This window comes from Ruegeria sp. BHSC276, assembly GCF_059612945.1.
Genome location: NZ_JBXWRP010000001.1, coordinates 561054 through 586339 on the forward strand (window position 1 = coordinate 561054; position 25286 = coordinate 586339).

Consider the following 25286-nt stretch of genomic DNA (forward strand, 5'->3'; position numbering starts at 1 on the left):
CTCCCTAATCCAGTATCACGTCCGGCGCGCCCAGGTATTCGCGGTCTGGCGAGACGCCGAGGCCGATCCCGTCGGGTGGCGCGATCCGACCGCCCTTGCGGGCCGGGCCATCCGGCGCCAGCCGCGGCGCGACATAGCCCGACAGGTCGCACACGTTCATCAAGCGCGCGGGTTCGGTGGCCGCGCCCAGATGCAGCAGGGCGGCTGTGGCGATGTCAGACCCCCAGGTGTCTTCGACGCACATCTTCGCCCCCAGATGCAGGCACAGATCACGCGCGCGGCGCGCCGCCGACAGCCCGCCGAATTTCGACAGCTTTACCGCGACCGCGTCCATGCAGCCCAGCGCATGCGCGGCCAGCAGGCTGGCGGTGTCGTGTGCGCATTCGTCCAGCTTCATTGGCAGACCGGTGGCAGCGCGCACGCGGGCGCAATCTTCAATCGTGGCACAGGGTTGTTCCAGCATCACATCCAGATCCGCAACCGCCCGCCCCACCCGGCTGGCGTCCAGAGACGTGGCGCCGCAGTTCCAATCGCCATAGACCAGCGGCCCGTCGCCCACCGCCTCGCGCACCAGACGCAGGCGTTCGACATCGGCCTGCCAATCGGCATCCGCGCCCAGCTTGACCTGGAACTGGGTGACGCCCTGCGCCTGCGCCTCGCGGGCGATGCGGGCCATCTCGGCCGGGGCGATACAGGTGATCGAGTGATAGAGCGGCATCGTCTGCGCCCGCCGACCGCCCAGCAGCGCGTGCAGCGGCAGCCCTGCCACCTGCCCCGTCAGATCCCACAGCGCGATGTCAATCGCCGATTTGGCATAGACATGCCCCGGCAGGTGCCGGTCCAGCCGCGCCATCAACGCCTCGGGTCCGATCGGGTCGGCGCCCAGCAGAACCGCGGCCATGTCCTGAACCGCCGGGGCCACGCCGCGCGCATAGGCGGGCAGGTAATGCGGAATCGGGCAGACCTCGCCCCAGCCGGTCAGATCGTCATCGGTGTCCAGCGCCAGAACCACCGTTTCAACCGTGTCGCAGGCCTTGCCGTCAGCCATGTAATAGGCCTGGTGGCTGGTCAGCGGCACATGCCAGAGCGAAATGCGGGTGATGCGAGTCATTGGTACACGGCCTTGGGATCGCCCAGTGCATCTTCATCCGGGGCCAGGCCAAGGCCGGGGGCCTCGGGCAGTTCCAGATGACCCTGACGGTTGCGCGGGCCGCGCCCGCCCGCAACGTCCAGCGTTAGCATGTCCTGACAGGCCCAGACGCCCAGACGGTTGTGGTCGGGGATGGTGGCGGCCAGATGCAGCGCCTCGGTGTCGGCCAGAACCGAGCCGCCGGTGGCCATTACATACATGTCGATGCCATGCGCCAGCGCGATGTCCCGCATCCGAGCAGCCTTGGTCAGGCCGCCGACACGGTTGAGCTTGATCCCGAAGACCTCGGCCAGCCCGTCGCGGGCAATGCGCGCGGCGTCCTGCAGGGTGACTAGGCTTTCATCCACGCTGACCGGCGCGGAATGCAGGGCCCGGATGGCGGCGATGTCGTCCAGCGTCTCGCCCGGTTGTTCGAACATCACGCCCAGATCCTCGGTGGCCTTCATCACCCGCAGCGCCTGCTGCCGCGTCCAGGCGCGGTTGACGTCATAGAGGATGCGCTCACCCGCCGGGCGGTGCGCCTCGACATCGCGTATGCGTTCTATGTCGCGATCCACGTCGCCGCCCACTTTGACCGAATGTACCCAATAGCCGCGGTCACGATAGCGATCCATCACCGCGCGGGTTTCCTCGATGGTCTTGGCCCCGACCGATGAGGCGATCGGCGCGGGGCTGCGCGACCCGCCGCCCATCAGATCGGCAATCGGCAAACCGGCCGCCTGTCCGGCAATGTCCCAGCAGGCCATGTCGATCGGCGACTTGGCATAAAGATGCCCGGGCAGCGCGTGGTCCATCGCCCGCTCGACCTCTAGAACCCGGCGGGGGTCCAGCCCGAGGACGAAGGGCGCCATGGTCTCGATCCCCGCCCGGATACCCGGCCCGTGCGCGGGCACATAGGTGTGGCCCCACGGCGTGCCCTCGCCCCAGCCGGTCAGGCCGGCGTCGGTTTCGATCTTGACGAAGGTGGCATCCAGCACCTCGAATTTCAGACGTCCGCCAGACAGCCAATAGGGATGCTCGAGCGGCAGATCGACGTGAAAGACCGAGATGCGAGAGATCTTCATGCGGCGTCCATCCTGGGCAGGTCGTTCAACCCCTCGCCCCGCCACAGTACGAAAGTGAGGATCGGCTGATCCCCTGTGGACATGGCGTGACTTTGCCAACTGGCATGCAACCGCGTGCCCTCAGCGCCCACAAAGGCCCGATCCCCGTCAACCTTGAAGACCGCGCCGCCCGCCAGCGTCAGATACAGCTCCTCGGCCTGGTGGCTGTGCCAGTCATAGTCCAACCCGGCGCCCCAATAGGCGACATAGCCTCGCAACTGGGTCGAATGGAAATGACCGGTTGGCCCGAACAGTTCGAAATACCCGTACCGATTGCGGAAATCGGCACCGACCTCTGCCTCGGAATAGGTTCGTTTCCAATGGGCAAGATGCGCCGCCGAACGAACCGCCTGAACGAGCCCCGTGGTCCGGGGTGATCCGGGCTGATCCAGCGCCTGCACCAGCGGCGTGGCGGGGATCGCCCGCGGTTGCAAACCGGTTGCGGTCAGGTCGGTGGGCCAGTTGCCGAATGCGGACAGCGCCGGCAGTGCTTGATGCAGTTGCCGCGCGGCTTCGAGAACGTTTTCCAGAGTCATGGGATCACCACGATGTTGCCGGTATGATGCTTGTCGATGAAGGCCTGCTGGGCCTCTCGCAGCTCAGTCAACGGGTAAGTGGCGGCCAACGCTGGCTTGATTTGCCCATTTTCTATGTATTTCACGACATCAAAGAAGTTCTGCGGCGTGTTCACGGTCGACCCGGTGAAGGTCAGATCGCGCAGGTAGAAGGTGCGCAGGTCGAATTGCACGATCGGACCGGCAATCGCGCCCGAACAGGTATAGCGCCCGCCACGCTCCAGCATGTCGATCAGTTTGGGCCAAATCTCTCCGCCCACGACGTCGGCGACGACGGTGATCCGTTCGCCTTTCAGCTCGGCCCGCAAGTTCCTGGGGCTGCGCGGCAGGATGCGATCCGGACCCAGTTTGGCGACCTCGGGGTGCTTGGCCGCGCTGGCCATGGCGATCACACGTGCACCGCGCAGCTTGGACAGCTGGATCAGCGCCCCGCCCACACCGCCCGAGGCACCGGGGATCAGAACCGTGTCGCCCTCGCCGACCTGCGCCCTGTCCAACATGCCTTCGGCCGTCACATATGAGCAACTGAAGGTCGCCAGTTCGGCATCACTCAGGCCGGAGTCGATCGCCGCCACGCCGCGGATGTCGGCCTTGGTGTATTCGGCAAAGCCGCCGTCACATTCCGAGCCGAAATATCCGGCCTTGTCGCGATTCATCGGCTCGGACCAGTCGCGCAGCCAGCCCGCCACGATCACCCGCCGGCCGATGATCGCAGGATCGGCCCCCTCGCCCACGGCCACGACCGTGCCGACCGCATCCGCGCCCTGGATGCGTGGGAAGGTCAGAGGTGCGCCGCCCCAGGTGCTGTCGTCGTCATCCACCTCGGAATAGGCGCCGCCGGTGGTCGGCTCGTCCACCGCCTTGGAATACCAGCCGGTGCGGGTGTTCACATCCGTGTTGTTCAGTCCACAAGCACCAACCTTGATCAGCACCTCCATCGGGCCGGGTGTGGGCGTAGGCCAGTCCTCATGCCATTCGTATTTGTCCAGATCGCCATGCCCGGTCAGGACCATGGCTTTCATGGTTTTCGGGATCATTCCGCAGCCTCCATCGCGGTGTCGGTGCGGGGCCGGAGGCTTTGCGGGTCATAGGCGGGTGCGCCCAGGATCCGCCCGCGACGCGGCACGCCTGAGATCACCACCTGCACCTCTGTTCCCGGCACATTGGCCTGCGGTTTGACATAGGCAAAGGCAAGGATCTTGCCGACCGTATGCCCGTAGGCCACCGAGGCGGTAGAGCCCACGACCTTGCCGTTCAGCAGGACCGCCTCGCCGCCATGCCCATCGTTCTGGCCATCCGGTTCGATCTCCAGATAGGCGCAGACCCAGCGCAGATCGGGGTTCAGAGTCCGGTCCTTGCCCAGGTATTCCTTGTCCGTGCGGGCAAAGCGCAGCACGTCGGCTTCGGCCAGGGTGACCTCGTTGGTCAACTCACCCGCGCCCTTGAAGGCCTTCTCCATCCGCAGCGCGTTCATCGCGAACGACCCGTAATCGGCGATGCCATGCGGCGCGCCCGCGGCCCAGAGCGCATCGTAGACGGCCAAGGCGCTGTCACGCGGCATGTGCAGTTCCCATCCCAATTCACCGGCATAGGACATGCGGAAAGCCCAGAGCCGGTGACCCGCCACGTCGATTTCCTGCGCGGTCAGCCATTTGAAACCGGTATTGCTCAGGTCGGCATCGGTGCAGCCGGCCAGAACCTCGCGCGCCCGGGGGCCATTGAGGCTGAGCGCGGCCCAGTCGTCGGATCGCAGGATGATATCGACGTTTTCTTCGTCGCGATGCTGGGTAAGGTGGTCCAGTAGGCGCTGCTCGAAGAAGGCAGCACAGACGAGGCAGTACCGGCCTTCGGCCAGTTTCACGACCGTGGTCTCCAGCTCGATCCGTCCACGGCGGTTGAGCATGTGGGTCAGCGCGATGCCGCCCACCTTTTGCGGCAGGCGGTTGGCAACCAACCGGTCCAGCAGGACCCGGGCATCCGGGCCGCTGACCTCGACCTTGGTGAAGGCCGAGATATCCATAATGCCGACCGCCTCGCGCACGGCCCTGCATTCAACGGCGACCATGTCATGCGCCACATTGCGGCGGAAAGAATAATGGTCGCGCTGTTCAACGCCATCCTTTGCGAACCAGCGGGGGCGCTCGTGGCCATAGACCTCTTCGAACACCGCCCCCTTGGCTTTCAGCCGGTCATACAGCGGGGACGGCTTGATCGGCCGCCCGGCAAGACGGTTGAAATGCGGAAACGGAATTTCGTGGCGCAGTTTGTAATCCTCATGCGCCTTGGTGACCTGCCAGTCTTTGGTGGCATAGGCCCCGAACCGGCGCGGATCATAGTCGCGCATCGAAATGTCGGCCGCGCCATGCACCATCCACCGCGCCAGTTCGCGCGTCAGGCCCGGGCCCCAGCCGATGCCGATCTGCGTGCCGCAGCAGCACCAGTAGTTACGCACCCCCGGCGCCGGGCCGATCAGCGGATTGCCGTCGGGCGGGTGCGAGATCGCCCCGTGAACCTCGCGCTGGATGCCCAGATCGGCGAAAATCGGCATCCGGTTCAGGCTCTCTTCGAGCCACGGCATGACCCGGTCGTAATCGGCATCGAACAGCCAGTTTTCGTAGTCCCACGGGCAGTGGTCATGCCAGACCGAGTTCGAATTTTCCTTCTCGTAGATCCCGATCAGCCCGCGCTTCTGCTCCATGCGGATATAGCCCGAGACCTTGCGGTCATCGCGGATCACCGGCAACTCGTGATCGAGGTCCTGGAACTGTGGCACCGGTTCGGTCACGAAATAGTGGTGGGTCATCGAGGTCATCGGCAGTTGCAGGCCCGACCATTCGCCCATCTGCCGGGCATAAGTGCCACCCGCATTCACCACGTGTTCGCAGCGGATCGTGCCCCGTTCGGTCTCGACCACCCATTCGCCATTGGCCGCCTGGGTGATGTTGGTGGCCCGGCAGCGGCGGATGATCCGCGCGCCGAGCTGACGCGCCCCCGCCGCCATGGCCATGGTCACGTTCGTCGGGTCCACATGCCCGTCATCCGGCGTGTGCAGCGCGCCCAGAACCCCGTCGAGGTTGTAGAACGGGTGCAGTTCGGCCACGCGGTTGGGGCCCACCAGCTCGATGTTGAAGCCCAGTGACCGGCCCACCGACAGGGTGTGGCGCAGCCAGTCCATCTCGTCCTCGGTATAGGCCAGCCGGAACGAGCCGCAGCCATGCCATGTCACCGCCTGCCCGGTCTCGGCCTCAAGCGCTCCGGAATAAAGCCCGATGTTGTAGTCCACGCATTTGCCCAGACCAAAGGAACTGGTCGAGTGGGTGATCTGCCCGGCCGCATGCCAGGTGCTGCCGCTGGTCAGCTCGGCCTTTTCCAGCAGAACGACATCCGTCCAGCCCTCGTGCGCCAGGTGATAGGCCAGACCCACGCCCATGACACCTCCGCCCACGATCACCACGCGGGCCTGTGACGGCAGTTCCTTCCCGGACATGATTTTTCCTCTCACCGAGTCGCATTTCTTCTCGACAGGCTAAGGCCACATTTGTACCATCGTCAATCATGAATGACACAAATGTATCAAATGCCGTTCTTGACCGGCTGACCCGTGAATGGGACGCACTAACGCCCGAGGCGCAGAAAGCCGCCCGCTATGTGCTGGAAAATCCGGCGGATGTGGGCGTTTCGACCGTGCGCGAGATCGCCGAGGCCGCGAACGTGAAACCCAACACCTTCGTCCGCATGGCGCGGCAGGTGGGGTTTGAGGGGTACGAGGATTTCCGCGCGCCGTTCCGCGACGCCATCCGGCGTGGCACCGTGTCGTTCCCGGACCGCGCCCGCTGGCTGCAGGAGATCGGCAAATCCGGCGAACTGGGCGGGCTCTATGCCGACATGGTCGGAGCCGCGATCCGAAATATCGAGGAAACCTTCGCCGGGATCGACGCCACCCGGTTGCAGGCTGCAGCCGAGGCGATCTGGACATCCCGGCAGATTTTCACGCTGGGCGTCGGCGTCAACAACGCGAACGCGCGCAACTTTACCTATTTGGCCTCGACCGGGATGAAGCAGTTCCACACCATTCCCCGGCCCGGCTCGACCCCGGTGGACGATCTGGCCTGGGCCGACGAACAGGACGTGCTGATCGCGATGACTTGCCACCCCTACCGGACCGAGGTGATCGAGGCGGTAAAGCTGGCCCGCGAACAGGGAATGACCGTGGTCGGCATTTCCGACAGCCCCGCCAGCCCGGTCATTCTGAACGCGCAACATGGGTTTGTCGTCGCCGCCGACACGCCCCAGTTCTTTCCGTCATCGGTTTCGACCATTGCGCTGCTAGAGACGCTTCTGTCTTTCGTGGTCGCCCTGTCCAGCGATGAAATCGTCGAGCGTGTCGAGCGGTTTCACCGCCGCCGGCACCAACTTGGCCTATATGCGGAGGAGCCTGAATGACCGCACCGCTGACCCGCTCGCTGGAAGCCCGCTATTACACCGACCCGGCGATATTTGAGCAGGAGAAACAGGGCCTTCTGGCCCGCACCTGGCAATTTGCCGGCCATGTGGCTCAGGTGCGCGAACCGGGCGACTATTTCGCCTTTGAAATCGCAGGTCAGAACCTGTTCTGCATCCGCGGGCGCGATGGCGAAATCCGCACCTTCTACAACGTCTGCCAGCACCGCGCGCATGAGATGGTGACCGGGGCCGGCAACACCCGCGTCGTCGTCTGCCCCTATCACGCGTGGACCTATGAACTCACCGGGCACCTGCGCGCCGGACCCAACATCAAGTCGGTTCCGGGCTTCGACCGCAGCGCGATCTGCTTGACCCCGGTGCGGACCGAGCTGTTCAACGGCTTCATCTTCGTCAACCTCGACGATGACGCCGCCCCGATGGACGACTGGTACCCAGGCGTGCGCGCGGAAATCCGCGCCTTTGTCCCGCAGATCGACGACCTTGAGCCGCTGGAATGGGTCGAGATTCCCGAAAACTGCAACTGGAAGGTCAGTATCGAGAACTACTCGGAATGCTATCACTGCCCGACCAATCACCCGACCTTTGCCACCGGTGTGGTCAAACCCGAAACCTATGACATTCAACCCGATGCAGGCGGCGGATACGTTCTGCGCCATACGACCGAGTGTCAGAGCCTCGACAAGATGACCTATCCCATCGACCTTTCGGTGCCCCATGCGGGCGACTATCGGTCATGGTTTCTATGGCCGATGTTCTCGTTCCAGTGCTATCCCGGCAATGTCCTGAACACCTATCACTGGCGCGCGCATGATGCCGATCACTGTACCGTCTGGCGCGGATGGTACACCGAGGGCGGGTCCGAAAGCGCGGTGATCCGCCAACTGGCGGTGCAGGACCGGGAAACCACGGTCGAAGAAGACATCCAGCTGGTTGAAAGCGTGCATCGCGGCCTGAAATCGCGCGGCTATCGCCCCGGCCCGCTGGTGCTGGACCCGGCTTGCGGCGTATTGTCGGAACATTCGATCGCCCGCTTGCAGCAATGGATGCGCGAGGCGGTGGATACAGATGCAAGCGGAGTAGACGATGGCCGACATCTTTGACGAAGACCTGTTCCTGAAAGGACTGGCACAGCGCAAGGCGACGCTGGGCGACGAATACGTGGAAAAGAACCTGGCTGCGGCGGATGATTTCACCCGCCCGTTTCAGGAGGCCATGACAGCCTGGTGCTGGGGCTTTGGTTGGGGGGACGAGGTGATCGATCCCAAGACCCGTTCGATGATGAACCTGTCGATGATCGGCGCCCTGGGCAAGATGCACGAGTGGGAGATCCACTGTCGCGGAGCCCTGAACAACGGCGTCAGCAAGGAGGAAATCCGGGCGATCATCCATGTCGTCGGCATCTATTGTGGCGTCCCGCAGGCGCTGGAATGCTTTCGCGTGGCGCGCAAGGTTCTGACCGAGGCCGGTCAGCTTTAGCCACCCCCCACCGCCGCAGATCGAGATCACCCGCCCCGCGCGGGTTTCCTCGTTTCAGCACGAATATGTTACTGAATTTCGATTTGATGCACAGTTGCGTTACATTTTCCTTGCTGCGAATCGCTTCCGGGCGTATTACCCGACCAAGCGGTCACCTAATGACCTGAGCTCAAGACACGAGGTTTGACGCATGGACGCTTTCATCTGCGACGCACAGCGCACCCCGATCGGACGCTATGGCGGGGCCCTGTCCCAGGTTCGTACCGACGATCTGGCCGCGATCCCGTTGGCCGCGCTGAAAGAGCGGAACCCGCAGGTGGACTGGGCTAGCCTGGATGACGTGATCCTGGGCGATGCCAACCAGGCCGGCGAAAGCAACCGGAACGTGGCCCGCATGGCCGCCCTGCTGGCCGGTTTCCCGGTTCAGGTGCCCGGCACCACGATCAACCGCCTGTGCGCCAGCGGCATGGATGCGGTCGGCATGGCCGCGCGGGCCATCAAGGCGGGCGATTATGACATGGCGATTGCCGGTGGCGTCGAAAGCATGTCGCGCGCGCCATTCGTGATGCCCAAGGCCACCAGCGCCTTTTCCCGCGCCAATTCGGTCTATGACACCACCATCGGCTGGCGCTTCGTGAACCCGAAGATGGAAAAAATGTACGGCACCGACACGATGCCGCAGACGGCCGACAACGTGGCCGAGGAATACAACATCAGCCGCGCTGATCAGGACGCATTCGCGGCACGCAGCCAGGCCCGCTGGGCCGCGGCGCACCAGGCCGGGGTGTTTGCGGAGGAGATCACCCCGGTCACCATCCCGCAGCGCAAGGGCGACGCCATCGTCGTCGATACGGACGAACACCCACGCCCCGGCACGACCGTAGAGAAGCTGGCCAGCCTGCACGGCGTCAACGGCCCGCACAAGACCGTGACCGCGGGCAACGCCTCGGGCGTCAATGACGGCGCCGCGGCCATTCTGCTGGCCAACGAGGCCGCCGCGCAGAAGAACGGCCTGACCCCGATGGCGCGTGTCGTGGGCATGGCGGTCGCGGGGGTCGAGCCTCGGGTCATGGGAATCGGTCCGGTCCCGGCCACCCGCAAAGTGCTGGCCCGCACGGGGCTCAGCATCGAACAGATGGATGTGATAGAATTGAACGAGGCCTTCGCAGCTCAGGGTCTGGCCACCCTGCGTGAACTTGGCGTGGCCGATGACGCACCCCATGTGAATCCCAATGGCGGCGCCATCGCCATCGGCCATCCGCTGGGCATGTCCGGCGCTCGGCTGGTCATGACGGCGGCCTTTCAACTGCGCCGCACCGGCGGACGCTATGCCTTGTGCACCATGTGCGTGGGCGTAGGCCAGGGCGCCGCGCTAATTCTCGAACGCGTGTAAGGGAGGAGACCCGACATGTATGCTCAGATGATCAAGACGGCAGGAACAGGCGTCAAATCCCGCGAGGAAATGACCGAGCAGGAACGCGCCTTTCAGGACAAGATCGACGCCGACATCAAGATCGAGCCCAAGGACTGGATGCCCGACGACTATCGCGCGACGCTGATCCGCCAGATCGGGCAACACGCCCATTCCGAGATCGTCGGCCAGCTGCCCGAAGGCAACTGGATCACCCGCGCGCCCACGCTGGAACGCAAGGCGATCCTGCTGGCCAAGGTGCAGGACGAGGCCGGGCACGGCCTGTACCTGTACTGCGCCGCCGAAACTCTGGGCGTCAGCCGCGACGAACTGACCGAAATGCTGCTGGACGGGCGGATGAAATACAGCTCGATCTTCAACTATCCCACGCTGAACTGGGCCGATATCGGCGCGGTGGGCTGGCTGGTCGACGGGGCGGCTATCATGAACCAGGTGCCGCTGCAGCGCACCTCGTACGGGCCTTATTCGCGCGCGATGATCCGCATCTGCAAGGAAGAAAGCTTTCACCAGCGCCAGGGCTATGACGCGATCCGCAAGATGGCCGAGGGCACGCCCGAACAGCGCAAGATGGCGCAGGACGCGCTGAACCGGTTCTGGTACCCGTCGCTGATGATGTTCGGCCCTTCCGACAAGGACTCCGTGCATTCGGCCCAGTCGATGGCGTGGAAGATCAAGATCAACACCAATGACGAACTGCGCCAGAAATTCGTCGATCAAACCGTGCCGCAGGCCGAGTATCTGGGCCTGACCATCCCCGACCCGGACCTGAAATGGAACGAAGAGCGCGGGCATTACGATTTCACTCAGCCCGACTGGTCGGAATTCTTCGACGTGATCAAGGGCAACGGCCCCTGCAACACCGACCGCCTGGCCGCCCGCAACAAGGCCTGGGACGACGGCAAATGGGTGCGTGACGGTCTGCTGGAACATTCCCGCAAGAAACGCGCCCGCAAGGTCGCAGCCGAATAACCCACCCGATAGGAGGACACCTGATGAAAAACGAATGGCCCCTGTGGGAAATCTTCATCCGCGGCCAGCACGGCATGAGCCACCGCCATGTCGGCTCGCTGCACGCGCCCGACGCCGAAATGGCGATCAAGAACGCCCGCGACGTCTATACCCGCCGCAACGAGGGCGTCTCGATCTGGGTGGTCGAGGCCAACAACATCACCGCCAGTTCGCCCAGCGACAAGGGTCCGCTGTACGAGCCCAGCGAAAGCAAGGTCTATCGTCACCCGACCTTTTTCGACATCCCCGAAGAAGTGGGGGCGATGTGATGACACGCGACGAGGCATTCCTGCAATTCCTGCTGCGGATGGGCGACAATACGCTGATCCTGGGCCATCGCGTCAGCGAATGGTGCGGCCACGCGCCGGTGCTGGAGGAAGACATCGCGCTGGCCAACACCGCACTGGACCTGATCGGCCAGACGCAGATGTGGCTGGGCCTGGCCGGAGAGGTTCAGGGCGAAGGCAAGTCTGCCGACGATCTGGCCTTTCTGCGCGACGCCTGGGATTTCCGCAACGTGCTGCTGGTCGAGGTGCCCAACGGCGATTTCGGCCGCACCCTGATGCGCCAGTTCCTGTTTGATGCGTGGCACTCGATCATGCTGGGCCGGCTGATGAAATCGTCTGACGACCGGGTCGCGGCGATTGCCGAGAAGGCCAGCAAAGAGGTCGCCTATCACCTGGAACGGTCCAGCGACACGGTGGTCGGACTGGGCGACGGGACCGAGGAAAGCCACAGGCGCATGCAAGAGGCGCTGGATTACCTCTGGCCCTATGTCGGCGAGATGTTCGCCAGCGACGAGGTTGATGCCGAGATGGCCGCCGCGGGTATCGCACCCGACCCGGCCGGCCTACGCGAGGAATACGACGCGCTGGTTCAGCGCGTACTGACCGAAGCCACCCTGACCATTCCCGACGGCCGCTTTTCCCACAAGGGCGGCCGCGACGGGCGCATGCATACTGAACATCTGGGCCACCTGTTGACCCAGATGCAATGGCTGCAGCGGGCCTATCCGGGCGCAACCTGGTAAAGGCCGATGGATCGCGCCACCGTAGAGCAGGTCTGGGAATGGCTCGACGCCGTGCCCGACCCCGAGATCCCCGTGATCTCGGTCGTCGATCTGGGCATCGTGCGCGATGTGACATGGGAGGGCGACACGCTGAAGGTTGCCGTGACGCCCACCTATTCCGGCTGCCCGGCGACCTCGGTCATTGCAATGGACATCGAAACCGCCCTGCGCGACCACGGCATCGACAAGATCAAGCTGGAGACCCGAATCTCTCCGGCCTGGACGACCGATTGGCTCAGCGACAAGGGTCGCGCGAAGCTCGAAGAATACGGCATCGCACCGCCCCAGCCCGCAGGCGGACCCGACCGCTGCCCGCATTGCGGCAGCACGGCAGTGGAAAAGGTCAGCCAGTTCGGCTCGACCCCGTGCAAGGCGCACTGGCGCTGCACCGAATGCCTGGAACCTTTCGACTATTTCAAGTGCATCTGAGGAGGACCGGATGGCAGGTTTTCACGATCTGGAAGTCACCGACATCCACAAGACCATCCGCGACGCGGTCGTGGTCACTCTGAAGCCGGTGAACGGCGCGGCCGAGGCGTTCGACTTTGTCCAGGGCCAGTACCTGACCTTCCGCCGCGAATTTGACGGGGAAGAGCTGCGCCGCTCCTACTCGATCTGCGCGGGCAAGGATGACGGCGTTCTGCAGGTGGGCATCAAACGGGTCGAGGGCGGCGCTTTTTCGACCTGGGCCAACACCGAGCTGAAAGTGGGCGACAGGTTGCAGGCGATGCCGCCGATGGGGGCCTTCCACACGCCGCTGGACCCGTCCGCGCACCGGCAGTACCTGGGCTTTGCCGGCGGGTCGGGCATCACGCCGGTTCTGTCAATCCTAAAGACCACGCTGGCACGCGAACCGCATTCGCGCTTCACGCTGGTCTATGCCAACAAGGGCGTGAACACGATCATGTTCCGCGAAGAGCTGGAAGACCTGAAGAACCAGTACATGGGCCGCCTGAACGTGATCCATATCCTGGAAACCGACGCGCAGGAGATCGACCTGTTCACCGGGCTGGTAACCAAAGAGAAATGCGCCGAACTGTTCCAGCATTGGATCGACGTCGAAAACACCGACACCGCCTTCATCTGCGGCCCCGAGCCGATGATGCTGGGCATTGCCGAGGCGTTGCGCGAACACGGGCTGAATGACAGCCAGATCAAGTTCGAGCTGTTTGCCAGCGCCCAACCGGGCCGCGCCAAACGCAAGCAGGGCGATGCCGCCAGCGCCGCGCAGGCCAACCAGACCCAGGCGCGGGTCACGCTGGACGGCGCCACCCAGACCATCACCATGCCCAAGGACCAGACCATTCTGGATGCGGCGCTGGAAAACGCAATGGACGCCCCCTATGCCTGCAAGGCCGGGGTCTGCTCGACCTGCCGCTGCAAGGTGATCGAAGGCGAAGTCGAGATGGTCGCCAACCACGCGCTCGAGGATTACGAGGTCGAGAAAGGCTATGTGCTCAGCTGCCAGGCCTACCCGCTGACCGACAATGTCGTCGTCGATTACGACCAGTAAAGGGAGAGGGACCATGGCCGAAGACATGAGCATCGAAAGCTACCTGGCCGCAGGCGGCGTTCTGACCAACCCGACCAACGTGCCGCCCCGATACCGGGCGGAGCTGATGAAGCTGATGGCGACCTTCGTCGACAGCGAACTGGCCGGTGCGGCTGGGTTTGCCGACATCATCAACCAGGGACCGGGCATCAAGGAACGCATCGCGGCGGCGAAGATCGTTCTGGAAAAAACCGACAATGCCGACCGCGTCCTGAAGATCATGGGCGAGTTCGGCGCGGATACCGACCGATATGCCACGCATCACCCGTGGACCGCACGGCTGGACCGTTCCGCCGATATCGGGGCCACGCGCAGCGAACATGACATGCGCCTTGCGGTCTTCAACTATCCGATCGAAGGCTGGACCGATGCGGTGGTGATGAACCTGCTCATGAGCCGCGCCGTGGGCGTGCAACTGGCCGAGTTCGCGCTGGTGTCCTATCAGCCGCTGGCCGAGGCGTTCCGCGCCATCGCCCCGATCGAGGCGCATCACGGTGAATTGGCCCTGGAAGGCGCGGTCAAGCTGTTGGAACAGGGCGCGGCGCCGGCCATGCAGGACTCGGTCGATTACTGGTGGCCCCGCGTGGCCGCAAGTTTCGGCGCGGGCGACCCCGAGCGGATGGAAAAGTTGCGCCAGATGGGCCTGCGCCGCGCCTCGGGGGTCGAACTGAAAAACCGCTGGCTGGCCGAGGCCGCCGAGGTCGTAACGCGGCTTGGCTTGCGCACCCCGTGATCACCGCCCGCTGGGGCGGCTGATCAGGCCGTATTAAAGGGCAAGCGATCGCAGGCCGCGACGCCGTGGCCGAGCCACCTTGACCGTGCCCGCGTCAACCGCACCGGCCTTGCGGTTGAACTCATAGACGTCGATGATGCGCTCGGCGCAGCCGCAGGCCTCGCCCATCCCGACCTTGGCGAAATAGAATTCGTCGAACCGTTCGGGTTTTTGCATGGCGCCCTCCGACCGCAAGTAGACGCCGGTTTGGCTCAAAAGCCAAATCACAATGCCGGTAGGGCCGGTGCTACAGCGCCTTGACGCCCGACAGGGTCAGGTTGCTGACCAGCGCGGCATAGTCCCGGCGCGCCTGTGCATCGGCACCGGAATTCCACATGTAGTACCAGTTCAGCATGCCGAAGACCGACATCGTGGCCGAGCGCAGCTTGGACCTGTTGCCGCGAAACACGTCAGGAGCGACTTCGGCAATGATGGAACTGAGGAAATTCACCATGTCGCGCTGATACCCGCGCAGCAGGCGCTGCTGCTCCTCGGGCAGGGCCGACATGCCGCTGGTCTGAACCCGGTGTTCGTCATCCACGCCCTGATAAGCCAACAGGATTTCAGCCACCACGCGGTGAAGCTTGTCGGGCGGGCTGAGGCCTTCAATCTCGAGCCCGCATATCAGGTCGCGCAATTCCCGCAGATAGGTCTCGAGAATGTCGAACAGGATCGCGTCCTTGCTGTCATAATAGTGATAGATGTTGGCCTTCGAGATCCCGCATTCGCGCGCAAGCTGGGTCATCGAGGCGCGGTCGAAGCCTTCGCGGGCAAAGACCCGCGCCGCCGATTTAAGGATCTGCGCGCGTTTCTGGTCGTGATCTTTTGCAATCGTACGGGCCAAACCTCACTCCTTGTCTCGGTTGTCGACGACGCGCTTGGCCTTGCCCTGGCTGCGCTCGACATCGCCGGGGTCCCCTACAACGATCTCGGTGGAAACGCCAACGATGTCCTTGATCCGCTTGGTCAGCATGCGGGCGGCGGCGGTCTTGCTTAGTTCATCGGCCGCGTCGGGCATCGCCTCGACATAGACGCGCATCGCGTCCATGCGGCCGGATTTGTACAGCTCGATCTGGTAATGCGCGGCAATGCCGCCGGTGGCCATGACCTGTTCCTCGATCTGGCTGGGGAAGACGTTGACCCCGCGCAGGATGATCATGTCGTCGCTGCGGCCGGTGATCTTCTCCATCCGTCGCATCGAGCGCGCGGTGCCCGGCAGCAACCGCGTCAGGTCGCGGGTGCGGTAGCGGATCATCGGCAGGCCTTCTTTGGTCAGCGTGGTAAAGACCAGCTCACCCATTTCGCCGTCGGGCAGAACCTCGCCGGTCTGAGGGTCTATGATCTCGGGATAGAAATGATCCTCCCAGATGACCGGGCCGTCCTTGGTTTCCACGCATTCGTTGGCGACGCCCGGCCCCATGATCTCGGACAGGCCGTAAATGTCGACGGCATGCATGTCAAAGGCCTGCTCGACCTCTCTCCGCATCGCATCCGTCCAGGGCTCGGCCCCGAATACGCCCACCGACAGAGAGCTTTCGCGCGGGTCCATCCCGACCTTGTGATACTGCTCGAGGATGTTGAGCATGTAGGACGGCGTGACCATGATGCCGTCGGGTTTGAAATCGGTGATCAGGGCTACCTGTTTCTCGGTCTGACCGCCGGACATGGGAACGACCGTAGCGCCCAGTCGCTCGATTCCGTAATGCGCGCCCAGCCCGCCAGTAAACAGGCCGTAGCCGTAGGCGTTGTGGATCATGTCGCCCTTGCGCAGACCGCTGGCGCGTAGGCTGCGGGCCACCAGATCGGCCCAGTTGTCGATGTCGTTCCTGGTGTAACCTACCACGGTCGGCTTGCCCGTGGTGCCGGACGACGCATGCAGGCGGATGATCTGTTCGCGCGGCACGGCAAACAGACCGAACGGATAGTGGTCGCGCAGGTCATTCTTGTAGGTGAAGGGGAACTTGGCCAGATCGTCCAAGGTTTTCAGATCGTCGGGATGCACCCCTGCCTCGTCGAACCGCTGTTTGTACATCGGCACATTGTCATAGGCATGGCGCAGCGACCATTTCAGGCGGTCCAGCTGCAAGCTGCGGATTTCATCGATCGACGCGATCTCGATCGGGTCAAGATCCGCTTTGTTCGGGGTCAGATCCTTCATGATGTCCTCCTCACCTCAAGATTCTGGAAACAGGGTCCCGTTGATCGCGCGGGAAAAGCCCCGGAACTCGGCGATCTTGTGGCCATCCTGGTTGGTCACTGTCACGTCATAGATGCCGCTGCGGCCGGTCAGGCTCTGCTCGGTCGCGCGGGCGGTCAGCCGGTCGCCCAGCCGGCCCGGCGCGACATAGCTGATCACGTTGTGCTGGGCCACGGTCGACTGGTTGCGGCTGTTGCAGGCAAAGGCAAAGGCGCTGTCGGCCAGCATGAAGGTCACGCCGCCATGGCAGATTCCGTGCCCGTTGCAATGGTGCTGCTGCACGGTCAGCGCCAGCGTCGCGGTGCCCTCGTCGACCTCGACCAGTTCCATCCCCGCCCATTTCGAGGCATGGTCCTGCGCCCACATCGCGGCGGCGGCTTTTTCGGCGCGTTCTTTCGGTGTCATGCTCATTTGCCCCGAAACTCCGGGCTGCGCTTTTCCAGAAAGGCCGCGACGCCTTCGGCATAGTCGGCGGATTCACCGCAGGTCTTCATGGCGTCGGCCTCGATCTCAAGATGATCGGTCAGACTGTTGGTCGCGGCGGCCTGGATGGTCTGCTTGGTCAGGCCCAGGCCGAGCGTCGGACCGTTCGACAGGCGTTCGGCCAGCGCGCGCGCCTCGCTCATCAGATCGGCATCAGGCAGGGCTTTCCAGATCAGGCCCCAGTCCTCGGCCGTTTTCGCCGCCAAAGGCTCGCTGGTCAGAGCCAGTCCCTTGGCACGCGCCTCGCCCAGCAGATGCGGCAGGTGCCAGCTGCCTCCGGTATCGGGGATCAGCCCGACCTTGGCGAAGGATTGGATGAATTTCGCGGACTCGGCGGCCAGCACGATATCGCAGGCCAGCGCAAGATTGGCGCCTGCGCCCGCGGCCACGCCATTGACCGCGCAGATCACCGGAAAGTTCAGCGACCGGATCAACCGCACCAGCGGCGCATAGAAAGTGCGAACCGTGTGGCCCAGATCCGGCGGACCGTCCATTTTCGACGGGTCGCGATCGGCCAGATCCTGCCCGGCGCAGAACCCACGCCCGGCCCCGGTCAGCAGGATCGCCCGCGCGCCCTCATCGCGCGCGCTTTCGATGGCGCGGCGCAGGGCATGATGCATTTCTTCGGTGAAACTGTTCAGGCGATCAGGGCGGTTGAGAGTGATTTCCACATAATTTCCATGCCACTGCGCAAGAATCGTATCGCTCATGGGCCGCTCGCTTTGCATTCGTTTCGATATTCTTCTTGCATTAACCGAACGGTTGGTCAATAAATTTCTCCGACGAAGTGCCGAATCCGGCTTTCGGCCGGTTGATGGTTACAAAAGTGACCATTAACGCATTAATGACTCATGTTTTGGAGGAGGAAACCAGTCATGAAACTCAACGGGATCAAAACGCTGTTGGCGACTGCTGCCCTGGCAGTATCGGGCAGCGTGGCATTTGCAGCGGACTACACCCTGACGATTTCCAGCTGGGCGCCGCCCACCCACGGAATCAACGCCAAGATGTGGCCCAAATTCGTCGAGATGGTTGAAGAGGCCACCGACGGCAAGGTGACCGCCGAGCTGAAGCTGGGCATCGCCCCGCCCCCGGCCCAGATGGACCTGATCATGGATGGTGCGGCGGATGCGTCGATCATCTTCCACGGTTATCAGCCGGGCCGTTTCGTGACGACCAAGCTGATCGAACTGCCGGGTTATGAGGGTTCGGCCGAGGCCGCCTCGGTCGCGTACTGGCGGGCCTATGACAAGTATCTGAAGGCGGCCGACGAACATCGCGGCGTCAAGGTCATCGCACTGCACACCCACGGCCCGGCCCAGCTGCACACCAGCAGCCCGGTGACCTCGATGGACCAGATTTCGGGCCTCAAGGTTCGTATCCCCGGTGGTGTCGGTGGCGACGTAGGCACCGCACTGGGTGCGACCGGCATCCAGGTTCCGGCCCCCAAAGTCTATGAAACGCTGGCCTCAAAGGCCGCCGATGGCGTGGTCATGCCGTTCGAATCGCGCAAGGGCTTCAAGCTGACCGAGGTTGCCCCGAACGTCTATGAAATGCCGGGCGGCCTGTATCGCGGGTCGTTTGCCTTTATCATGAACGAAGACACGTTTGCCGACCTGCCGGAAGACATCCAGCAAGCACTGGAGGAAAACGTGTTCGGCGAGCCGCTGAGCCGCGAAATCGGCAAGATCTGGGACGAGATCGACGCCATCGGCCGGGATGAGACCCAAGCCACCGAAGGCAACGCCATCCAAGAGGCCAGCGCCGAGGACATGGAGAAGTTCGCGACGATCGCCGAGGGCGTCCGCGCCAAGGTCATTGCCGAGGTCAACGAAGCCGGCGTCGATGCGCAAGCCGCCTATGACATGATCAAGTCAGAAATGACCTCGAACTGATCTTTGATGCGGGGCGGCACTGGCCGCCCCCATCCAGCCCCTTCCGGAGCCACCCGATGACCCCTCTCATCCAGCTTGTACGGCGCGCCAGCGTCCTGCCGGTGATTGTCGCCTGCACGGCCCTGTTCATCCTGATGGTGATGACCTTCTGCGACGTGATCTTGCGGTCGGTCTTCAACGCGCCGATCGAGGCCGCCACCGAACTGACGCGCATCCTGATGGCGATTCTGGTGTTCTCGGTGCTGCCCATCATCTCGGTCACCAACGGGCATATCGCCGTGGACCTGACCGACGGTATCTTCCACCGCCTGCGGCTCAGCCGCCTTCGCGACGCGGTGATCTATATTCTCAGCGGCGTCATGCTGTACTGGCCGGTCCAGCGCGTCTGGGTCTTGGCCGAGCGCGCCCGCGATTACGGCGATGTTACCGAATATCTCAGCATCCCGACCTACCTCGTTGGCTGGTTCATCACTGCATCGGTGGCGATCACCGCCGTGGTGATGATCATCACCGGCCTGCTGCACCTTTTCGCACCCAAAACCCTGACGGGAACCTCCCAATGACCGCTGCACTGATTGGATTTGCCCTTGTCCTGATCCTGGTGCTAATGCGCCTGCCCATTGTCTTTGCCATGGGGCTGGTCGGTACGCTGGGCTTCGCCTATGAACGCGGCGGCTCGATCTTTGACGAGCGCGGGCTGAAGGCCGCGATGTCGATGGTTGGCCGCCAGATCACCGATACCGCGCAGGATTACGGCCTGTCGGTCGTGCCGCTGTTCATCCTAATGGGCCTGTTCGTCAACAAGGGTGGCATGGCGCGCGAACTTTATGCGGTTTCCAACGCTTTTCTGGGCCACATGCGCGGCGGTATCGCCATGGCGACCGTGGCGGCCTGCGGCGGGTTCTCGGCGATCTGCGGATCGTCGCTGGCCACCGCTGCGACCATGTCCAAAGTCGCCATGCCGCAGATGCGCCGTTACGGTTATTCCGACGAGCTCTCGACCGCCTCGATCGCAGCCGGCGGAACGCTGGGCATCCTGATCCCGCCCTCGGTCATCCTGGTCATCTATGGGCTGCTGACCGAAACCTCGATCGGCAAGCTGTTCATGGCCGGCATCATTCCCGGCGCACTGGGCATCCTGTTCTACCTGTTCGCCGTGCGCTGGACCGTCTGGCGCAACCCGGAGGCCGGCCCGGCCGGTGCACGCGCCAGCTGGGGCGAGCGCATCAGCGCGCTGGGGTCCGTCTGGGCGGTGCTTCTGCTGTTCTTCCTGGTGATCGGCGGGCTGTATGGCGTGTTCGATTTCGAACCGCTGAACCTGACCTTTTCGCCGACCGAGGCCGCTGGCATGGGCGCCGCCGGCGCCTTTCTGATCGCGCTGTTCCGCGGTGGGCTGACCGTGGGATCGACCTTTGAGGTGCTGAAGGAAACCTGCTTTACCGCAGCCGCGCTGTTCGCGGTGCTGATCGGTGCGCAGATCTTTTCGAACTTCATCAACCTGGCCGGTCTGCCCGAGGCGCTGATCGCCATGGTCACCGCTTATGACGTGGCGCCGTTCGTGGTGATCCTCATGATCCTCGGCATCTACATCATCCTGGGCTGCGTATTCGAATCCCTGTCGATGCTGCTGCTGACGGTTCCGATATTTTTCCCGCTGGTGACCTCGCTGGGCTATGACCCGATCTGGTTCGGCATCGTCGTGGTGGTGGTAACCGAGATTTCGCTGATCACCCCGCCGGTGGGCCTGAACGTGTTCATCCTGAAAGGCGTGGTGGGGGATGTCTCGACCGGCACGATCTTTCGCGGCGTGACCCCGTTCTGGGTGGCCGACATCTTCCGCCTGGCGCTGATCGTTCTGGTTCCGATCGTGGTTCTGTACCTGCCGCAACAGATGGGCGCGCTGGGTCACTGAGCACATTTCGCCGCGCAAAGCGGCCCCAATACAGGAGCATTTCATGTCTCTGAAACAGATTTCCAGTTTCGCCGCGGGCCAGTGGGTTGCGCCCGGAGCCGGGGCCCGCACCATCGCCTCGGCGATCACCGGAGAGCCCTTTGCCACCGCCGGAAACGACGCGCTGGACGTGCAGGCGATGCTGGCACATGCCCGCGACGTGGGCGGGCCTGCCCTGCGCCGGCTGACTTTCCATGAACGCGCCAAGATGCTCAAGGCGCTGGCGCAGGCGCTGTCGGAACAGAAACAGGCGCTCTATGACCTCAGCTTTGAAACCGGCGCCACGCAGAAGGATCATCTGATCGACATCGACGGCGGCATCGGCACCATGTTCGTCTTTGCCTCGAAAGGGCGGCGCGAGATGCCCGACGGCCATGTCTATCTGGATGGCGATGTCGAGCAGCTGTCGCGGAACGGCACCTTCTTGGGCCAGCACGTCTGCACCCCGTTGCAAGGGGTCGCGGTGCATATCAACGCCTTCAACTTCCCGGTCTGGGGGATGCTGGAGAAACTGGCCCCAACCCTGCTGGCCGGGGTTCCGGCGATCGTCAAGCCGGCCACCAACAGCTGCTATGTCACCGAGCTGGCCGTGCGGATCATGCTCGACAGCGGCATCCTGCCCGACGGCGCACTGCAGCTGGTCTCGGGCGGGCTGGGCGACATGCTGGATCATTTGACCTGTCAGGACGTGGTCAGCTTTACCGGCTCGGCCGACACCGCGATGAAGCTGCGGCAGAACCCGGTGATCTTGACCAACTCGGTGCGGTTCGTGGCTGAGCAGGACAGCCTGAACGCCTCGATCCTTGGCCCCGACGCGGCACCCGGCACGCCCGAATTCGACCTGTTCGTCAAGGAAGTCGTACGCGAGATGACGACGAAAGCCGGGCAGAAATGCACCGCCATCCGCCGCATCATCGCACCCGAGGCGCAGGTCGAGCCGCTGATCGCCGCGATCTCAGCCAAGCTCGAGCAGACCACGATCGGCGATCCGCGGCTGGACGGCACGCGCATGGGCGCGCTGGTGTCGAACGGGCAGAAGGCCGACGTTCTGGCCAAGGCCAGCCTCATCGGGCAAGAAGCCGAACGTGTATTCGGCGACCCGGATGCCTTCGAGGTGATCGGCGCCGACGCCACAAAAGGCGCCTTCGTACCGCCGATGCTGTTTCACTGCGCCGATCCCGACGCCGCCAAGCATGTGCATAACACCGAGGCGTTCGGCCCGGTCTCGACCATCATGGGCTACCGCGATCTGGACCACGCCATCGCGCTGGCCAATCGCGGCCAGGGGTCGCTGGTCACCTCGCTGATCACTCATGACCCCGAGGTCGCGCGCCAGGTGGTGATGGGCGCGGCTGCCTTCAACGGGCGGATCTACATCAATGACCGCGACTCGATGCAGGAATCCACCGGCCATGGCTCGCCCCTACCGCACATGGTCCATGGCGGCCCCGGCCGCGCCGGCGGCGGTGAAGAGATGGGCGGCGTGCGCGGCGTGAAACACTACATGCAGCGCACGGCCTTGCAGGGCTCGCCCCGGATGCTGGCGACGATCGGCCGGAAATGGATCCCCGGCGCGCCCGAGATCCAAGGCCCGGCGCATCCCTTCACCCGCAACTTCGGGGAACTGCAGATCGGTGAGACGCTGCACACGGCGCCTCGGACCATCACGCTGGACGACATCGAACATTTCGCCCATTTCACAGGCGACACCTTCTATGCCCACATGGACGAGGACGCGGCGGCCAGAAACCCGTTCTTTCCGGGCCGGGTGGCGCATGGCTATCTGCTGCTGAGTTTTGCCGCCGGCCTGTTCGTCGAACCGAACGAGGGGCCGGTGCTGGCCAATACAGGGCTGGACGGCCTGCGCTTCATGAAGCCGGTCGTGGCCGGCGACAGCATCAAGGTCCGCCTGACGGTCAAGCAAAAGACCCGCCGCACCGACGACTATGGCGAGGTGCGCTGGCACGTGACCCTGACCAATCAGGATGACGAGAAGGTCGCCGAATACGAACTGCTGACCATGAACGCCTACTGAGCGCAGGGCAAAGTGTTTTTCTTGCACCGCCAGGCCGGATAGACTGAGTGTATGACCAACGCGCATCCGTGGTTCACCAAGGCCGTGGCCGAATTGGCCGACCCGCAGAATCAGCGGGTCTGGTCGATCATCGTGTCGCTGTTCGGCGACATGGCGCAGGAGCGCGGCGCCAAGATATCGGGTGGGGCGCTGGGCCGCATCATCGAACCGATGGGCATCAAGCCCGAGGCGATCCGCGTCGCCCTGCACCGTCTGCGCAAGGATGGCTGGATCGAAAGCGACCGGATCGGGCGCGTCTCGATGCATTTCCTGACCGAATATGGCCGCACGCAGTCGGCCCGGGTCACCCCGCGCATCTATGCCCGCGACCCTGCGCCAGATGCACCGTTGCACCTTCTGATCGCCGAGGATGGCACCGGCACCCGGCTGCTCGAGGACATCCTGCTCAGCCACGATTACACGCCGATCGCGCGCAACGCCGCGTTGGGATCGGGGGCACCGCCCGAGGACCAGGACGAGCTACTGATCCTTGAGGTTACTGCCCGCTCGGTTCCGCAATGGGTGCATGAAAAGCTGTTCCCGTCGGATCTGCGCGCGGCTTGCCGATCCTTGCACGAGACCGTCCGCCACGTGTCTCAGGACCGCCCGGCCAGTTGGGAGCCCACGCCCTGTCAGATCGGCACCCTGCGCACGTTGATCGTGCACCGGTGGCGGCGCGTCGTTCTGCGTCTGCCCGACCTGCCCGACGGTTTCTGCCCGCCGGACTGGACCGGCCCGGCCTGTCGGGCGCAGGTGTTCCGCCTGCTGGACCAACTGCCGCGCCCCCGGCCCGGCGACCTGAATGACGACTGATCCGGCGGTGGGTTCCTCTTGGTGCCGCTCTTGGCCTATCCTCGTGGGCGACACGCCCTGACACGAGGCCCTGCCTATGACCCTGCTGCCGATCGCCGTGACCGCAGTCTGCCTGCTGCTCATCGGGCTGCACCTGTGGACACGCTACCTGACGAAGACAGGCACCAGACGCGTGCCGCAGGCGGGGCGGATCGTGCCGGTTGACGGTGGCAGTATCCACTATGTCGCCGCGGGCGACCCGTCCAGACCGGCCCTTGTGATGATCCACGGGCTGACCGGGCAGTTGCAGCACTTCACCTATGAAATGGCCGACCGGCTGACCGACAGGTTTTACGTGATCGCGCTGGACCGTCCCGGCTGCGGGTATTCGACCCGAGATTGCGCGCGGCTGGCAACCCTGCCCGAACAAGCCCGCATGATCCACGAGTTCCTGCAGGCGATCCACGTCAAAGACCCGCTTCTGGTCGGACACTCCCTTGGCGGAGCGGTTTCGTTGGCCATGGCGCTGGACTACCCCAACCACGTCCGCGGTCTGGCCTTGCTGGCGCCGTTGACGCATCGGGTGCCCGAGACCCCTGCCATCTTCAAGGCGCTGGAGATCCGCAGCGAAAGGGTGCGCCATCTGATCGCCAACACGATCGCGGTGCCGCTGGCCAGACTCACGGCGCCGCATGTCATCGACCAGGCCTTCGCCCCCGAGCCGGCGCCGGATGACTTTCTGGACCGCGCCGGGGGCGCCCTGGGCCTGCGGCCGTCGGCCTATGTGACCGGATCGCAAGATTTGGCCGGTGTGGACGCGAGCATTGACTCGCAGGTCGCGCGCTATGGCGACTTGCGGGTTCCCGGCGGGATCCTGTTCGGCGCCGACGACCCGATCCTGTCGCCGGAATGCCAAGGCGCATCCATGGCTGACTTCGGTCTCGTGTACGAGCGGCTTGCAGGGCGGGGCCACATGATTCCGATGACTGCGCCCGATGACTGCGCAGATTTCGTCCGTCGCGTCGCAAACAATGCTCCGCGAACCGACCCGACGCCTTCCAAACCAAGACAGGCCTGACCAGAAAGAAATCTGGTGGATTGAGTATTTTTCCCTCTTGACCCTCTCGGGCACCTCCCGTAAATCGCCACTCACCTTGGCGGAGTAGCTCAGTTGGTTAGAGCAGCGGAATCATAATCCGCGTGTCGGGGGTTCAAGTCCCTCCTCCGCTACCACCATACCCCCCACCTTTTCCGAACGGTTAGAAACCAAGGCGCCGAGGCGGCCCTTGACCT

General features: G+C 63.9%; 26 protein-coding genes and 1 tRNA gene. 17 read left to right on the plus strand and 10 right to left on the minus strand.

The features are described from left to right. Window positions 1-4 precede the first annotated feature (4 nt). From AC2FMD_RS02755 to AC2FMD_RS02775, 5 genes are read right to left on the minus strand one after another with little or no spacing between them, the layout of a single operon-like run. Entirely contained in the window at window positions 5-1111 is a 1107-nt protein-coding gene (locus AC2FMD_RS02755) for a mandelate racemase/muconate lactonizing enzyme family protein (protein ID WP_496742386.1), read from the minus strand. Continuing rightward, window positions 1108-2214, minus strand: coding sequence for a mandelate racemase/muconate lactonizing enzyme family protein (locus AC2FMD_RS02760; RefSeq protein ID WP_496794631.1), 1107 nt, complete (start codon window positions 2212-2214; stop codon window positions 1108-1110). The genes AC2FMD_RS02755 and AC2FMD_RS02760 overlap by 4 nt, the downstream gene beginning before the upstream one ends. Beyond that, window positions 2211-2789 carry a dimethylsulfonioproprionate lyase family protein gene (locus AC2FMD_RS02765; RefSeq protein ID WP_496742388.1) on the minus strand — a complete coding sequence of 193 codons (579 nt, stop codon included), beginning with the start codon at window positions 2787-2789 and terminating at the stop codon, window positions 2211-2213. The genes AC2FMD_RS02760 and AC2FMD_RS02765 overlap by 4 nt, the downstream gene beginning before the upstream one ends. Next, on the minus strand, window positions 2786-3865 hold the full coding sequence (locus AC2FMD_RS02770) for an alcohol dehydrogenase family protein (protein ID WP_496794632.1): 1080 nt from the start codon (window positions 3863-3865) through the stop codon (window positions 2786-2788). Before AC2FMD_RS02770 ends, AC2FMD_RS02765 begins: the two co-directional genes overlap by 4 nt. Beyond that, window positions 3862-6315 carry an FAD-dependent oxidoreductase gene (locus AC2FMD_RS02775; protein ID WP_496742390.1) on the minus strand — a complete coding sequence of 818 codons (2454 nt, stop codon included), beginning with the start codon at window positions 6313-6315 and terminating at the stop codon, window positions 3862-3864. Before AC2FMD_RS02775 ends, AC2FMD_RS02770 begins: the two co-directional genes overlap by 4 nt. A gap of 68 nt (window positions 6316-6383) precedes the next feature. Between AC2FMD_RS02775 and AC2FMD_RS02780 the strand changes: the two genes are divergently transcribed. The 10 genes from AC2FMD_RS02780 (at window position 6384) to AC2FMD_RS02825 (ending at window position 14562) form a co-directional block, all read left to right on the plus strand. Further along, window positions 6384-7271: a MurR/RpiR family transcriptional regulator gene (locus tag AC2FMD_RS02780; protein ID WP_496742391.1), complete on the plus strand. Its 888-nt coding sequence runs from the start codon at window positions 6384-6386 to the stop codon at window positions 7269-7271. Then, window positions 7268-8392, plus strand: a complete 1125-nt coding sequence (locus AC2FMD_RS02785) for an aromatic ring-hydroxylating oxygenase subunit alpha (protein WP_496742392.1) — start codon at window positions 7268-7270, stop codon at window positions 8390-8392. Before AC2FMD_RS02780 ends, AC2FMD_RS02785 begins: the two co-directional genes overlap by 4 nt. Further along, window positions 8376-8768 carry a carboxymuconolactone decarboxylase family protein gene (locus AC2FMD_RS02790; RefSeq protein ID WP_170357019.1) on the plus strand — a complete coding sequence of 131 codons (393 nt, stop codon included), beginning with the start codon at window positions 8376-8378 and terminating at the stop codon, window positions 8766-8768. The genes AC2FMD_RS02785 and AC2FMD_RS02790 overlap by 17 nt, the downstream gene beginning before the upstream one ends. Window positions 8769-8958: 190 nt before the next feature. After that, complete coding sequence (pcaF, locus tag AC2FMD_RS02795; RefSeq protein ID WP_496679027.1) at window positions 8959-10161, plus strand: 3-oxoadipyl-CoA thiolase; 1203 nt, start codon at window positions 8959-8961, stop codon at window positions 10159-10161. Window positions 10162-10176: 15 nt separating this feature from the next. Beyond that, window positions 10177-11169 (plus strand): 1,2-phenylacetyl-CoA epoxidase subunit PaaA, encoded by a 993-nt coding sequence (gene paaA, locus AC2FMD_RS02800; protein ID WP_496679029.1) that lies wholly within the window; start codon window positions 10177-10179, stop codon window positions 11167-11169. Window positions 11170-11192: 23 nt separating this feature from the next. Then, entirely contained in the window at window positions 11193-11477 is a 285-nt protein-coding gene (gene paaB / locus AC2FMD_RS02805) for a 1,2-phenylacetyl-CoA epoxidase subunit PaaB (protein ID WP_005978248.1), read from the plus strand. Further along, the gene (gene paaC, locus AC2FMD_RS02810) at window positions 11477-12238 is read left to right on the plus strand and encodes a 1,2-phenylacetyl-CoA epoxidase subunit PaaC (RefSeq protein WP_496742395.1); all 762 of its coding nucleotides are present in this window, start codon (window positions 11477-11479) and stop codon (window positions 12236-12238) included. The genes paaB and paaC overlap by 1 nt, the downstream gene beginning before the upstream one ends. A 6-nt stretch (window positions 12239-12244) precedes the next feature. Next, complete coding sequence (gene paaD / locus AC2FMD_RS02815; RefSeq protein WP_496679032.1) at window positions 12245-12706, plus strand: 1,2-phenylacetyl-CoA epoxidase subunit PaaD; 462 nt, start codon at window positions 12245-12247, stop codon at window positions 12704-12706. A 10-nt stretch (window positions 12707-12716) separates the two neighbouring features. Continuing rightward, window positions 12717-13790, plus strand: coding sequence for a 2Fe-2S iron-sulfur cluster-binding protein (locus AC2FMD_RS02820; protein ID WP_496742396.1), 1074 nt, complete (start codon window positions 12717-12719; stop codon window positions 13788-13790). Between the two features lie 13 nt (window positions 13791-13803). Then, window positions 13804-14562 carry a Phenylacetic acid catabolic protein gene (locus AC2FMD_RS02825; protein WP_496712899.1) on the plus strand — a complete coding sequence of 253 codons (759 nt, stop codon included), beginning with the start codon at window positions 13804-13806 and terminating at the stop codon, window positions 14560-14562. A 33-nt stretch (window positions 14563-14595) separates the two neighbouring features. Here AC2FMD_RS02825 and AC2FMD_RS02830 read toward each other — a convergent pair whose 3' ends face one another. From AC2FMD_RS02830 to paaG, 5 genes are all read right to left on the minus strand, one after another. Further along, window positions 14596-14778, minus strand: coding sequence for a hypothetical protein (locus AC2FMD_RS02830; RefSeq protein WP_496742397.1), 183 nt, complete (start codon window positions 14776-14778; stop codon window positions 14596-14598). Between the two features lie 70 nt (window positions 14779-14848). Further along, window positions 14849-15445 (minus strand): TetR/AcrR family transcriptional regulator, encoded by a 597-nt coding sequence (locus AC2FMD_RS02835; protein ID WP_496679037.1) that lies wholly within the window; start codon window positions 15443-15445, stop codon window positions 14849-14851. 3 nt (window positions 15446-15448) lie between these two features. Beyond that, window positions 15449-16759 (minus strand): phenylacetate--CoA ligase PaaK, encoded by a 1311-nt coding sequence (paaK, locus tag AC2FMD_RS02840; protein WP_496742398.1) that lies wholly within the window; start codon window positions 16757-16759, stop codon window positions 15449-15451. Window positions 16760-16774: 15 nt separating this feature from the next. Continuing rightward, a complete protein-coding gene (paaI, locus tag AC2FMD_RS02845; RefSeq protein WP_496686796.1) occupies window positions 16775-17203 on the minus strand; it encodes a hydroxyphenylacetyl-CoA thioesterase PaaI in 429 nt (142 codons plus the stop codon). A 2-nt stretch (window positions 17204-17205) separates the two neighbouring features. Next, window positions 17206-17991, minus strand: coding sequence for a 2-(1,2-epoxy-1,2-dihydrophenyl)acetyl-CoA isomerase PaaG (gene paaG / locus AC2FMD_RS02850; RefSeq protein WP_496742399.1), 786 nt, complete (start codon window positions 17989-17991; stop codon window positions 17206-17208). 165 nt (window positions 17992-18156) lie between these two features. Here paaG and AC2FMD_RS02855 point away from each other — a divergent pair, with 165 nt between their 5' ends. From AC2FMD_RS02855 to AC2FMD_RS02885, 7 genes are all read left to right on the plus strand, one after another. After that, on the plus strand, window positions 18157-19176 hold the full coding sequence (locus AC2FMD_RS02855; protein ID WP_496742400.1) for a TRAP transporter substrate-binding protein: 1020 nt from the start codon (window positions 18157-18159) through the stop codon (window positions 19174-19176). A 56-nt stretch (window positions 19177-19232) separates the two neighbouring features. Continuing rightward, window positions 19233-19739 (plus strand): TRAP transporter small permease, encoded by a 507-nt coding sequence (locus AC2FMD_RS02860; protein WP_496686795.1) that lies wholly within the window; start codon window positions 19233-19235, stop codon window positions 19737-19739. Next, a complete protein-coding gene (locus AC2FMD_RS02865; protein WP_496679045.1) occupies window positions 19736-21088 on the plus strand; it encodes a TRAP transporter large permease in 1353 nt (450 codons plus the stop codon). Before AC2FMD_RS02860 ends, AC2FMD_RS02865 begins: the two co-directional genes overlap by 4 nt. Window positions 21089-21131: 43 nt before the next feature. Then, window positions 21132-23162, plus strand: coding sequence for a phenylacetic acid degradation bifunctional protein PaaZ (gene paaZ, locus AC2FMD_RS02870; protein WP_496742401.1), 2031 nt, complete (start codon window positions 21132-21134; stop codon window positions 23160-23162). Window positions 23163-23213: 51 nt separating this feature from the next. Further along, complete coding sequence (locus AC2FMD_RS02875) at window positions 23214-24014, plus strand: PaaX family transcriptional regulator C-terminal domain-containing protein (RefSeq protein WP_496742402.1); 801 nt, start codon at window positions 23214-23216, stop codon at window positions 24012-24014. A 76-nt stretch (window positions 24015-24090) separates the two neighbouring features. Continuing rightward, the gene (locus AC2FMD_RS02880; protein ID WP_496742403.1) at window positions 24091-25071 is read left to right on the plus strand and encodes an alpha/beta fold hydrolase; all 981 of its coding nucleotides are present in this window, start codon (window positions 24091-24093) and stop codon (window positions 25069-25071) included. A gap of 78 nt (window positions 25072-25149) precedes the next feature. Continuing rightward, window positions 25150-25226: transfer RNA gene (locus tag AC2FMD_RS02885), tRNA-Met, on the plus strand. Window positions 25227-25286: the final 60 nt, after the last annotated feature.